Origin of the sequence: Microcoleus sp. PH2017_09_SFU_O_A (assembly GCF_020738625.1) — a bacterium.
Lineage (GTDB): Bacteria > Cyanobacteriota > Cyanobacteriia > Cyanobacteriales > Microcoleaceae > Microcoleus.
This window is the reverse complement of record NZ_JAEQCF010000055.1, coordinates 43173-56944: the sequence shown is the minus strand read 5'-3', so window position 1 is coordinate 56944 and position 13772 is coordinate 43173. Positions and strand designations below refer to the sequence as shown.

Annotated in this window: 9 protein-coding genes; 7 read left to right on the top strand and 2 right to left on the bottom strand. The window is 47.4% G+C overall.

What is annotated here, in order from left to right; genetic code table 11:
• Positions 1–107: 107 nt before the first annotated feature.
• From JGK16_RS20680 to JGK16_RS20650, 7 genes are all read left to right on the top strand, one after another.
• Positions 108–437 (top strand): hypothetical protein, encoded by a 330-nt coding sequence (locus JGK16_RS20680; protein ID WP_293143313.1) that lies wholly within the window; start codon positions 108–110, stop codon positions 435–437.
• A gap of 521 nt (positions 438–958) precedes the next feature.
• Positions 959–2488, top strand: coding sequence for a photosystem II chlorophyll-binding protein CP47 (gene psbB, locus JGK16_RS20675; RefSeq protein ID WP_293183178.1), 1530 nt, complete (start codon positions 959–961; stop codon positions 2486–2488).
• A gap of 409 nt (positions 2489–2897) precedes the next feature.
• Positions 2898–2993 carry a photosystem II reaction center protein T gene (locus JGK16_RS20670; RefSeq protein WP_083622085.1) on the top strand — a complete coding sequence of 32 codons (96 nt, stop codon included), beginning with the start codon at positions 2898–2900 and terminating at the stop codon, positions 2991–2993.
• 394 nt (positions 2994–3387) lie between these two features.
• Entirely contained in the window at positions 3388–3999 is a 612-nt protein-coding gene (nrdR, locus tag JGK16_RS20665) for a transcriptional regulator NrdR (protein WP_293183214.1), read from the top strand.
• 343 nt (positions 4000–4342) lie between these two features.
• Positions 4343–5530 (top strand): 30S ribosomal protein S1, encoded by a 1188-nt coding sequence (locus JGK16_RS20660; protein ID WP_293183180.1) that lies wholly within the window; start codon positions 4343–4345, stop codon positions 5528–5530.
• 635 nt (positions 5531–6165) lie between these two features.
• Entirely contained in the window at positions 6166–10368 is a 4203-nt protein-coding gene (locus JGK16_RS20655) for a chemotaxis protein CheB (RefSeq protein ID WP_293192235.1), read from the top strand.
• A 275-nt stretch (positions 10369–10643) separates the two neighbouring features.
• Complete coding sequence (locus tag JGK16_RS20650; RefSeq protein WP_293192233.1) at positions 10644–11387, top strand: HAD family hydrolase; 744 nt, start codon at positions 10644–10646, stop codon at positions 11385–11387.
• A gap of 130 nt (positions 11388–11517) precedes the next feature.
• Here JGK16_RS20650 and JGK16_RS20645 read toward each other — a convergent pair whose 3' ends face one another.
• Together JGK16_RS20645 and tsaD are read right to left on the bottom strand one after the other, a co-directional pair.
• Complete coding sequence (locus JGK16_RS20645; RefSeq protein WP_293183186.1) at positions 11518–12009, bottom strand: GNAT family N-acetyltransferase; 492 nt, start codon at positions 12007–12009, stop codon at positions 11518–11520.
• 395 nt (positions 12010–12404) lie between these two features.
• Positions 12405–13487, bottom strand: a complete 1083-nt coding sequence (tsaD, locus tag JGK16_RS20640; protein ID WP_293192231.1) for a tRNA (adenosine(37)-N6)-threonylcarbamoyltransferase complex transferase subunit TsaD — start codon at positions 13485–13487, stop codon at positions 12405–12407.
• Positions 13488–13772 lie beyond the last annotated feature (285 nt).

Below are 13772 nucleotides of genomic sequence, written 5' to 3'. Positions count from 1 at the left end.
AGGCGATCGCCACATTATTGTACCCGCACTCGGCACCCTAACATAACTTCCTTCTTGCTTCGGCCGAATGCTATAACAAAAAAATAATTAACAAGCGCACACAGCAAATGAAATATTTCTTCTTATCCGACGGCTGGAAAGTGGGGCGCGTCTGGGGAGTTGGCGGCGAGTGGACAGCAGCCGGCTGGAGGCGCCAGCCAGACATCCAACAGCTCAAGCTCTCCCTGTTGGATCGCAACGAAAAAATGTGGCTCTACCGCGTAGAAGACGCCGTGCTCATGGTAGAAGTCAAACCCTGTGCCCCTCCAGATCCCGCAGATCCGGCAAAAAATATCGGCAGCGTCACCCTCACCAGACTGATCGATGCCGAGCAAGTCCTCGAACGCCTCGGGACGATCGCCACCCGCTGCGAAATCGAGAACCCGCAATTAATGTAAGGCCGAACATATTGCAATCGGTTCTAACACTCGATACACTTCTTTAAATAACTTTCATTTTTATGCCTCCACCCCTGTGAGGGTTTAAAACAGTAGCCGAAAAATCTAGACTTGTCTAGATTTTTCAGACTTTGACGATCGCCGAGCAATAAATCGTTATAAACTGGAAAAACGCTTGATTGGTGCGGGTTGCTAAAGCTGACTGGGCATGAAAACCACAGAAACACACTTGGCACAAATTAATCATCAAAAAATCAAATATGGAAGTCCTCTGCTAATAAGGGCAGTCTCTAACTGGGAAGATTAGGCCAACCTGAGCAATCAGGAAGCTTATAGCACTTGATCTAGGCTAAACATAGACCGCTAAGTTTGATTTACAGATTTCTGTAGGTTTTTAGAAGCGGTAGAAAGGATTCGGCACTCGTCAGAATTTACAGCCCGCAGGTAACTGCACGGCATTGAGAATCTGATTTTTCCGTCAAAATAGACATCATCACTTACACCTTGGAGAACCGCAGTCAATGGGACTACCCTGGTATCGCGTACACACAGTCGTCTTAAATGACCCAGGTCGATTGATTTCTGTACACTTAATGCACACTGCCCTCGTGGCTGGTTGGGCCGGCTCAATGGCCCTTTACGAACTAGCAGTTTTTGACCCCACAGACCCAGTTCTTAACCCGATGTGGCGTCAAGGGATGTTCGTGCTACCCTTCATGGCTCGCTTAGGAGTCACCGGTTCTTGGGGCGGTTGGAGCCTCACCGGCGAAACTAACGTCGATCCGGGCTTCTGGTCTGTTGAAGGCGTTGCTGTTGCTCACATCATCCTCTCCGGTTTGCTGTTTTTAGCAGCAGTCTGGCACTGGGTATTCTGGGATTTGGAACTCTTCAGAGATCCTCGCACCGGCGAACCAGCCCTCGACTTGCCAAAAATGTTTGGCATTCACTTGTTCCTCTCCGGCTTGCTGTGCTTCGGCTTCGGGGCATTTCACCTTTCCGGACTTTTTGGCCCGGGAATGTGGGTTTCCGACCCCTACGGCTTGACCGGTCACGTCCAACCAGTGGCGCCTGCTTGGGGCCCTGAAGGCTTCGATCCGTTCAATCCCGGTGGCATCGTCGCTCACCACATTGCAGCGGGTGTAGTCGGCGTAATTGCCGGTTTGTTCCACTTGACTGTGCGGCCGCCGGAACGTCTTTACAAAGCCCTGCGGATGGGTAACATCGAAACTGTACTTTCTAGCAGTATTGCTGCTGTGTTCTTTGCAGCTTTCGTGGTTGCGGGTACGATGTGGTACGGTTCTGCTGCTACTCCGATCGAGCTTTTCGGCCCGACTCGCTATCAGTGGGACGGCAACTATTTCCAACAAGAGATCGATCGCAGAGCTCAAGCTAGCTTGGCCGCCGGTCAAAGCTTCCAACAAGCTTACGAGCAAATTCCCGAAAAATTGGCTTTCTACGACTACGTGGGCAACTCTCCTGCTAAAGGTGGTTTGTTCCGTGCTGGCGCGATGGTCAACGGCGACGGTATTGCTAAAACTTGGTTGGGCCATGCAGTATTTACTGACAACGAAGGTCGGGTATTGTCGGTACGACGCCTCCCGAACTTCTTTGAAACTTTCCCAGTAATTTTGACGGACAAAGATGGGGTCGTTCGCGCTGACATCCCCTTCCGCCGTGCTGAATCAAAATACAGCTTTGAACAAAGCGGAGTTACTGTCAGCTTCTACGGTGGCGAACTGAACGGTCAAACTTTTAAGAATCCTTTAGATGTTAAGAAGTTTGCTCGCGCCGCCCAACAGGGTGAAGTATTTGAATTCGATCGCGAAACCTTGAATTCTGACGGTGTTTTCCGTACTTCAACTCGCGGTTGGTTTACTTTCGGACACGTTTGCTTTGCTTTGCTGTTCTTCTTCGGCCATATCTGGCACGGTTCTCGGACTATTTTCCGCGACGTGTTTGCTGGAGTTGAGGCTGACCTGGAAGAACAAGTCGAGTGGGGCTTGTTCCAAAAACTGGGCGACAAGAGCACAAGAAGAGAAGAATCTATCTAGTTTTCTGCCGCCGAAGAGTACATCGGGAAACTTCCCCGGTGCACAAAAACCCGGTTTCTTCAAGAAACCGGGTTTTTTTAGTTATTGACACTCCCCGACCTTAAGGTACGGGGATTCTTAAGACATTTCTGTCAAAATATCCCGCGCAAGCGTGGGTTCCCAGGCTGACTACATTTGCAGCCTAGCTGCGTAGTCATATCTCCTCAAAAATGTTTTGGGCGTAGACTTTCCCCCAGTCCGGGGGTAGGTTTTTACATCTTGTCTGATCTAGTTATTCTACCATATTCATTTGTTAAGATGGATTTGTTATTTTACTTAACAATGTAAAAAAGTCGTCCGATCGGGACGGGGTTTTCAACCCAATTTTCTGATAAAATAATACGGCAAGGGAAGATAGGGAAAATTTAACATGGAAAGCGTTGCTTACATTTTGATTCTGGCTTTAGCCTTAGGTGTACTATTTTTTGCGATCGCCTTTCGGGAACCACCCCGGATTGGCAAATAATTAGCTATACGCTGGCAGCCAAGGGGTGTCAACAATGGCCTCAAAACCTTTGTATCTCTTGTTTATAGCAGAGTCTCGATCCCCTAAATCCCCCTTAAGAAGGGGGACTTTGAGAGAATTTCCGCCCCCTCGATAGTCAGGGGACGAAAGATAAAACTGCTGTCCTCCCGGATAGTGGGGGGACGCAAGACACTCTTGTCCCCCCGACCTAAGGGGGGCTAGGGGGGATCGGGCCTAGCCATCAAACAGCAGTCTAGAACTAGGTTTTAGCTCAAGTTGAGACACATCCTCAGCACTGTATCCTCAGTAATTTTTCTAGTCCAGCTATTCATCAGACCCCCGGGCGGTTAGATGAATGGCAATTTGCTGGCAACACCTGTTAAAATCAGCAATCATGCGCTGTTCCTCCTGTCAACACACAAATAGCCGCGTTCTCGAATCGCGTTCAGCCGAATCTGGTCAAAGCATCCGTCGGCGGCGCGAATGTTTGAGCTGTCAGCACCGCTTCACAACTTACGAACGCATAGAATTTGTGCCGATTACGGTGATTAAGCGGGACGGGAAGCGCGAATCTTTCGATCGGTCAAAATTAGTCAGAGGACTGGTTCGGGCCTGCGAAAAAACAGGTTTGTCTTCGGGACAGCTCGAAACCCTCGCAGAAGAAATCGAAGCCCAACTGCAAGGTCGATCGCTCCGGGAAGTCACGAGTTCTAACATTGGAGAATTAGTATTATTACATTTGCGGCCACTCAGCGAAGTCGCTTATGTCCGTTTCGCCTCTGTATATCGGCAATTTCGGGGCATTCGAGATTTTGTCGATACCCTGAATCACCTTCAGAGTCCCCTTGACGCAGCTTTGTGCCCAGAAACTGGGCCAGAAAATGAATCGGATTTGTCGGAACCGGATGAGTCGTGCGATCGAGCAAACCAGGAATCCTGCGTTATGTCAATTCCGGTTGCACCCTCAGTTGACTCAGGACACGGCAATGCCGTATCCCTACCCTAAAATAATCCATCGGGTAGGGACACGGCACTGCCGTGTCCGGATGCTTCTCAGGCAACTCAGGACACGGCAATGCCGTTTCCCTACCTAAATTAATTTAAAAGCAGTATGCCGATAAGGTATAATAATCCACTGGACTCTGAATGTTAAAAATCAAACGCTTTAACACAGAGTTGGAATTAAGAGCAATGGCAAGCGCCGGTGTACGGTTGCACCGGGCAAAAGTTGGCAAAAACTGACTTTCGTAAAAGATTTTGCAAGAAGTTAACCACTTTTTCAGCAAAATCTCTAGTATCTGCCTGCAAACGAAAAACATGAAGGAGAGAAATCCTAGGAAACTATTCGCATGGTCAATACCAAAACCACAGTCAAAGACATCGGCTTTACTCACGAAGATTTTGCGGCCTTACTTGATAAATATGACTATCACTTTAGCCCCGGCGATGTAGTAGCGGGTACAGTTTTTAGTATAGAACCGAGGGGCGCTCTGATTGATATCGGTGCTAAAACAGCAGCGTACATTCCCATTCAGGAAATGTCGATCAATCGAGTCGAAAGCCCTGAAGAGGTATTGCAATCAAACGAAACCAGAGAATTTTTCATCCTCACCGATGAAAATGAAGACGGACAATTAACCCTGTCCATTCGACGCATTGAGTATATGCGCGCCTGGGAAAGAGTGCGACAACTGCAAGCAGAAGACGCTACAGTTCGATCGCAAGTATTTGCCACTAACCGTGGCGGCGCACTGGTGAGAATAGAAGGGTTGCGAGGCTTCATTCCCGGTTCTCACATCAGCACCCGCAAACCGAAGGAAGAATTAGTCGCCGAAGAATTACCCTTGAAATTCTTAGAGGTAGACGAAGACCGCAACCGCCTAGTATTAAGTCATCGTCGCGCCTTAGTTGAGCGCAAGATGAACCGCCTCGAAGTCGGGGAAGTGGTCATCGGTACAGTACGCGGTATCAAGCCCTACGGTGCTTTTATCGACATCGGCGGCGTCAGCGGCTTGCTACACATCTCGGAAATTTCGCACGATCACATCGATACGCCTCATAGCGTGTTTAATGTCAACGACGAAGTGAAGGTGATGATCATTGACTTGGATGCCGAAAGAGGCCGGATTTCTCTCTCCACCAAACAGTTGGAACCGGAACCGGGCGCGATGGTCAAAAATCGTGAATTGGTATACGAGAAAGCTGAGGAAATGGCTGCTAAGTTCCGTGAAAAAATGCTGGCCCAAAAGCAAGCTAAAGCTGGGATAGAAGTTCCTGCTGATTCAACTGATGCCGATGAACTCTCCGATGAAATACTCGAAGATGTGCCCTCAGCAATGGAAGAAGATTTGCCGGAAGAAACAACCGCAGCAGTCACGGAAGCTACACCCGAAGTAGTCACGGAAGCTACACCCGAACCAGTCACGGAAGCTACATCCGAACCAGTTACGGAAGCTACATCCGAACCAGTTACGGAAGCTACACCCGAAGCAACATTAGAGGTATCCTCAGAAATACCTCCGGTGACAGTCGAATAATATCGGCATCACCAAGAAATTGGGTTTGAAGCCCCGTCCTTCCAGGACGGCTTTGTGCCAGAATGTAGGTGGTTGAAATCCCCGCCGTATAGTGCAGCGATATATACTCATCAGAGTTGAAACCGGGACTGCTCAAGAAATAGGGAAAGACTGAAGGGCAATGGTTATAATCCAACCTGGAAGCAAAACAAAAGTATTGTTAGTTAAAACAAAACGATACATATAGTCGGGATAGGGCATTGCCACGACTCTAAACGGACATGGAGGAAGAGTAAGACAACCGGGCGTTGCATCATCCGATGAAGTGTCAAGAATCCCCGCTCGTTTACGACGGGGAGTATGTCAATGTTATTAATTAAGGAGGGTATACCCTCTTTTTTTTTAAGTAAATTTTTACAAAGAAAGAATATGAGTCAATCGATCTTCTGTTAACAAAGAGATTGAGAAAATTTGTAGGGGTAGTGGACGGTGCGTGCCTACCCTCCTCTCCTCATCCACTATTTTGTAGGTGTTTCAGGGATGGGGCGGGCACGGGGGCACCGCCCCTACAGGAATAGGGCGGGCACGGGGGCACCGCCCCTACAGAAAATTAAACAGCCCTGATTGACAAATACGGGGTTTTTCAGGAGATTTCTATGAGCACCTCCGAGACAAATATACCCGAATCGATCGCACCATCGGCGATCGACGAGGCAGAGCAAAACACAGTAGAAGCCCCGTTTCCCATCGTTGGGATTGTCGCCTCAGCCGGAGGGCTAGAAGCATTCACAGAGTTTCTGGGCCACTTACCTGCCGATACGGGCATGGCATTTGTGCTAATTCAGCACCTCGATCCCAATTACAAAAGCCTGTTAAGCGAAATCCTCGCCACAAAGACAGAAATGCCTGTTAGTCAGGTGGAAGACGGCACGACTGTAGAGCCAAATCAAGTATATATAATTCCGCCTAACACTAAGATGACTCTCGTGGAAGGGGTGCTGAAACTTACACCCCGCGAGAAAGTTTATGGAAAATATATGCCGGGAGATGCGTTTCTGGTGTCCTTGGCTGTCGATCGCGGACACAAGGCGATCGCCATAATATTATCCGGGGGAGACGGAGACGGTTCGCTGGGAATCAAGGCAATCAAAGCAGCCGGTGGCTTGACATTTGCTCAATGCGAAGCCTCGGCAAAATTCGATAGTATGCCGAATACCGCAGTTGCCACAGGTGATGTAGACTTCGTTCTGCCCCCTCAACAAATTGCTCAGGAATTGGCAAATCTCAGTGGCAATCCCTGGATTTCTTGCCCGATATCGACGATCGCGGTTGCAGTATCACCCGAACAAAGTGATGTCCGGGCAACTATTTTGGGACTGTTGCGATCGACCACAGGCGTTGATTTTACCCACTATAAAGTCGCTACGGTCGATCGACGCATCCAGCGACGGATGCTGTTATACAAGCTGGAACGATTGGCAGATTACGCCCAATATCTGCGAGACTATCCGGCTGAAGTCCATGCTCTGTATCAAGAAATCCTGATCCACGTCACCAGTTTTTTTCGCGATCCAGAAGCCTTTGAACAGTTAAAAGAGCTGGTTTTTCCCACGATTACCCAAAATAAATCGGCAGAAATTCCCATCCGGATTTGGGTGGCGGGATGTTCCACGGGAGAAGAAGTTTACTCGATCGCGATTTGTTTGTTAGAGTTTTTGAGCGATCGAGCTCCCCTACCACAGATCCAGATTTTTGCCACAGATATTAGCGAAGCGGCGATTAGCAAAGCAAGGTCTGGCTTCTACTTAGAAAACCAGATGATCGACGTTTCAGCAGAGCGCCGGGCTCGCTTCTTTCTGGTGGAAGGAGGAGGCTATAAAATCAACAAAACAGTCCGCGAGCTGTGTATATTTGCCAGACAAAACTTAGGCAGCGACCCGCCTTTTTCCAATCTCGATCTAATTAGCTGTCGCAATGTGCTGATTTACTTAGCAGAGCCGTTGCAAAAACGAGTGATTCCGATTTTTCATTACAGTCTTAACCCGACTGGCTTTCTCCTATTAGGCACTTCTGAGAGTATCGGAAAATTCTCATCCTTATTTGATTCAGTACACACAAAGTGCAAAATTTATGCTAAAAAATTGACTGAAAATAGTCCGATATTTTCGTTTTCGACGAGTTCTTATCCCGTCGCTAAAGTAGATGAATCTGAGCAAATGAATGAAAACGATCCAGATTCATTTGACTTACAGCGATACACAGACCAACTGATTTTGAATCGCTATGCCCCAGCAGGTGTGGTTGTCAACGAACAGATGAACATTCTGCAAGTGCGGGGAGACACCAATGCTTACTTGAGACTGACACCAGGGATTCCCAGCTTAAACTTGCTGACAATGGCAAGGAAAGGCTTGCTGATCGAGCTTCGCACTGCAATTTATCAGGCACTGATGCAGAACGTAATTGTCAGAAAAGAAGGGATCGGGGTGGAAACGGGCGATCGATCGAGTCTCGTCAATCTTGAGGTGATTCCGTTCCAGCCTGCGACAGTCGAATCACGCTACTTGTTGATTCTATTTGAAGAAGCTTTAGCCACTGCGATTAACCTCAATAACGTCAATTCTGAGAGTTTGGAGCCTGGTGATTTAGAGGCTGAGATTGTGCGGCTGAGGCAGACGCTTGTCACCGCTAACGAAGAAAAACTTGCGGCTCAAGCGCATCTGCAAGCGGTAATTCATGAGCAGGAAAATCTCAACCAAGATATCAAAGTTGCCAACGAAGAAATCCTATCGAGCAACGAGGAGTTGCAAAGCACCAACGAGGAACTAGAAACTGCCAAAGAAGAGATTCAAGCTACCAACGAGGAACTGATCACCACCAATGAGGAACTTCGCAGTCGAAATATTGAACAACACCAGGTCAATAATGACTTAATAAATTTGCTTGGTAGTATCAATATCCCGATTTTAATCCTGACAAATGATTTACAGATTCGACGCTTTACGCCAATGGCAAAGCAACTTTTTAATCTGATTACTACAGATATTGGACGACCTTTTAGCGATATTCGTTCCTCTCTTGATGTTCCTAATTTGGAAGCAATGATTTTGGAGGTGATTGATACTCTCCAGACGAAAGAACAAGAAGTCCAAACTCTAGCGGGATATTGGTACAACCTCCGCATTCGTCCTTATCGCACGACGGAAAACCTGATTGACGGTGTGGTAATGGTTTGGATCGATATTGATGCTCTGAAACGTAGTGCCAAAACCTTAGAGTTGGCCCGAAATTATGCTGAAACGATCGTCGAAACTGTTCAAATACCTTTAGTCGTGCTGGATGCTAATTTACAAGTGAACACTGCCAATCGATGTTTCTATGAAACATTTCAGGTTTCATCCCCAGAAACAGCGGAATTTTCGCTGTTTGAATTGGGAAATGGGCAATGGAATATCCCGAAACTGCGATCGATCTTGGAAGATATTCTGGTGAGTGATGTTCAGCTTCAAAACTTTGAGTTAGATCACGTATTTGAGCAGATTGGCCAGAAAACTATGCTGCTGAATGCTTGTAAACTGCAACGCGAAGACCAAGGTTTAATGATTTTGTTGTCGATCGAGGATATCACCGATCGCAGACAGTTTGAGATAGAGCGATCGCAGCTATTGATGCAGGAGAAGTCAGCCCGTCAACAAGCAGAAACCAGCAACCGTGCTAAAGATGAATTTCTGGCAAATCTCTCCCATGAACTCCGTAACCCCCTAACTCCGATCCTGGGATGGGCAAAATTGCTGCGCTCTGGCAAGCTGAATGAAGCAACGGCTAGTCGCGCCCTAGAGGTGATTGAGCGGAGTGCGATCGCCCAAAATCAGTTAATTGAAGATATTCTGGATATTTCCCGGATTACGAGCGGTAAGCTTCATCTCGATATTAGTCCGATCGATCTGGTGGTGGTGGCGCAAAATGCGATCGACGGGGTTCAATTATCAGCGGATGCCAAAAACATCCAAATGGTTGCTCAGTTGAGTTCTGCGACTGTTTTAGGCGATGCTGACAGGTTGCAACAAGTCCTATGGAATCTGCTATCTAACTCGATTAAGTTTACCCCATCGGGTGGACGAGTGGAAATTGTCTTAGAGGCGATCGACAGTCATGCTCAAATTCGAGTCAGCGACACCGGAAAAGGCATTCTGGCAGAATTTTTGCCGTATATATTCGATCGTTTCCATCAAGGAGATTCCAGCACTACCAAGGCTAATCAAGGGCTAGGATTAGGTTTGTCGATCGTGCGTCATCTAGTAGAGTTGCATGGGGGAACAGTGCGGGCGGATAGTCCGGGTGAGGGACAAGGAACTACGATGACTGTGAGATTGCCGCTAGTTTCAATACCCCAGGAATCTACACCGCCGAGTGATTTACAGCCAACTGTATTTAGACTACCGCTAAACACATTGAAAGATAGTAACCGCTGCCTTGAAGGCTTGCAAATCTTAAGCGTAGATGATGATGCCGATACCCGTGAGTTATTGAAATTTGTGCTGGAAGACTCCGGGGCCGAGGTGTTGACGGTGGGATCTGCAAAAGAGGCGATCGCGGCTTTGAAGGAAAACCTTGACAAATATGACGTGCTGATATCTGATATTGGAATGCCAGAAGAAGATGGATATTCCTTGATGCAACAAGTGCGATCTCTTGATGCCGAAGCTGGTGGAAATATTCCAGCCATTGCGCTTACTGCTTATGCTAGCGATGGAGAACGGCAAAAGGCGATCGATGCAGGTTTCAACAAGCATATTGCTAAGCCTGTGAAGCCTGTTCAACTCGCATTAATCATTGCGGAGCTAGCGGGAATATCTTAAATAATCTTGGACATAAGAGTCGGCGGTTGAAACCGCGTCTATACAAACAAAACCCTTCTAGTGCGGGTTGAAGAATGCCGGTTAAAATTACCTTGTTTTCTTCAGTCCGCGGAGGCGGACATCGTTTGTGTAGACGCGGTTTCAACCGCCGTCTAATCTCAGACATCGTTGATATAGACGCGGTTGCAACCGTACGTCCGATCTAAAAACAATTGCCAAAAATAGCACAATATGAGACAATACAATAAAATACAAAAATTAAGGAGTTTTGATTCTTGGTAACTATTAAATGTCGAGGCATTAGCTTCTCTAATATTCAAGCCGTAATCTTTGACAAAGATGGTACTCTAGAGGATTCTCAAGAATTTTTGAGACATTTAGGGCTGAAACGATCGCGCCTCGTAGATGCTCAAATCCCAGGCGTTGGAGAGCCATTACAAATGGCTTTCGGCATCGAAGTTGGTAAAATCGACCCCACGGGCTTGCTAGCAGTCGGTAGCCGCCGGGAAAACGAAATTGTGGCGGCAGGATATATCGCGGAAACTGGCAGAGGATGGATAGAATCTTTAACTATTGCTCAACGCGCTTTTGATGAAGCCGACCAAATGTTAAAAAGTAGTCCACCTTCTCCTTTGTTTGTTGGCAGTTTGGAAGTATTAAAATCTCTGTGTGAAGCTGGCTTGAAACTAGGAATTCTTTCGGCTGCGACAACAAAAGCGGTAGAAAAACTTGTGAAAGCTCACCAATTAAGCGAATATATTCAGTTAGAAATGGGTGTAGATTCTGTACATCTGAATAAACCCGATCCGAAACTATTTTTGTTAGCTTGTGAAAGACTGGGAGTAAATCCCGCAGAAACTTTGATGGTGGGAGATTCGGCGGGTGATATTCAGATGGGGAAAGATGCTGGCGCGGCTGGCTGCATCGGGATTTGTTGGGGGAATGCCCAGGTTAGTCATTTGGAAAAGGCTGATGTGGCGATCGCATCTTTGGATGAAATTACAATTTTAGCAGATTGAGCAAACATTCAGATCAATGGAGACGGAGGAGACGGCAGTGCCGTGTCCCTACCGCGATCAATTGTAGGGACACGGCACTGCCGTCTCCTCGCTTGTCACCTGACGGCGCAGCCGGAATTGATATCAGTCCCTACAAACAACGCAAACCCAAAATTATCACATCTCTTTCAACGCCATCAAGTTCGGCGACTTGCGGCATATATCCCCACTGCTGAAACCCAAATTTCTGGAACAACGTTAGACTCGGCTGATTGTGAGCAAAAATTATTGCCATCAGGGTTTTAAGTCTCAATTCTGGACTCCGCGCAATTGCCGATTGCAATAATTTTTGTCCAATTCCGCAGCTTTGGCGATCGGGCGCGACGTAGATGCTAATTTCTGCGGTATGCTGATAGGCGGCGCGTCCGTAGAAAAGCTGAAAACTCAGCCAGCCGACGATTTTTTTTTCTGATTCCATTACCCAAATCGGCAAAGAATAGGGCGAGTGTTCTCTGTACCATGCGAGGCGGCTTTCGACTGAGACTGGTTTTAAATCTGCTGTGGCCATTCTCCCCGGTATTGCTGCATTGTATATTTGGACAATTGCGGATAAATCGCTTTCTACTGCGTCGCGGATTTTCATGATTTAAGAAAGAGTTGACAGTTGACAGTTGAGAGTCGTAGGGTGTGTCGCCCTCAAACATTCCCAAACAAATATCGACAATCTTATGGCGACGCACTTGGTACAATTTATCTCTTGCAAAAATACAAAGCACTCCGCCCCAACCCTCCCCTTGAATCAGGGGAGGGGGTAAGATTATTCTTGTTTCCCCCCTTGATAAGGGGGGTAAATTTGACTTTTGCAAGAGTTCTAATTTATAAAAAATTTTGCTACCATAAATTTTCGAGTTTGTTGCATCAAATATGGTATAAGGTTCGTCGCTACAAGATTTGCGATCGACTTTTAGGCATTTTTGAGGGCGACACACCCTACAAATACTTCCTTTATATAGACGCGGTTTCAACTGTACGTCGGATCTAAGCATCAACATTCAGATTGTACAGTTCCATGATATCGCTAACAGCCATCCGCGAATTGGCTCCCAATGTTAGCGGTGATGTGTGTCCTCGCTGAAAGTGTTCTGCCGCCGCACAGCCGATCATTGCTGCGTTGTCCGTGCAATATTTTAATGGGGGAAACAATACTCGCAAGTTGTGCTTAACTGCGGCTGCTTGTAAATGTTTTCGGAGTCCGCTGTTGGCTGCGACTCCGCCGCCGACTACTATGGTAGTGAGTCCGAAATTTAGCGCACAGTCGATCGCTCTTTTGGTTAAACCCTTCGCTACTGTTTCCTGAAAACTCGCCGCAATATCATTAATTGTAGAGGCAGCCAAGACGCCTTCGCCACCGGCATTAATATCTAGTTTTTTGAGTTTCTGCACTAATTGCAAAACTGCTGTTTTCAACCCGCTAAAACTGCTGTCGTAGGGATGATATCCGCCACCAGGTAGGGAAATTCTGCCTTCAGGTAGGGGGTATGCTTGGGGATTTCCCAGGGCGGCCAATTTGTCCATCAGCGGCCCGCCGGGATATCCTAGCTGCAACAGTCTGGCGACTTTATCAAAAGCTTCGCCCGCCGCATCGTCGCGCGTTTGTCCGACTGTTTCGTAAACGCCGCAATCTTTAACATAAATTAAACTGGTGTGTCCCCCGGAAACTAACAAGCACAAAAACGGCGGCTGCAAGTCTGGTTCGATTAAGTAAGAAGCGTAGATGTGCCCTTCGAGGTGGTGGACGCCTAAAAAAGGTTTTTGGTGGACTATTGCCAAGCTTTTCGCCGCTGTCAGCCCGACTAACAATGCACCTACTAAACCGGGGGTACAAGTCGCTGCAATGCCGTCAATTTCTGACCAACTCAGGTTGGCTTCACTCAGACACTGGGCAATTACCTGATTTAGCATTTCTAGGTGACTCCGCGAAGCCACTTCCGGGACTACCCCACCGTACTGCTCGTGGATTTTAATTTGTGATGCTACAACATTGCTGCAAACTTGACGATTCTTAACAATTGCCGCTGCTGTTTCGTCACAACTTGTTTCGATCGCGAAAATGGTTGCCATTAACTGGTAATTTTATTTGATAGGTTAGCTATTGCTAGCTTAACGAATTCGGCGCAAGTCCCCCGGCTCGATCTGTTCTCAGGTTATTGCTTGCGGATATTTGCCAGCCGTTGGAGTGGGTCGGAGGCGATCGAATTATAATGCAAGCTGTGGAATATCCTAGCGGTATTACTAAGCTCTCGCACTGACCTATGAAACCCGAATCCCTCATTCTTTTGGGCTTTGCCGCCTCTATGATGGAGACTTTACACCCTCAGCAAGTGCGGTAATCTGGATTCGCGATCG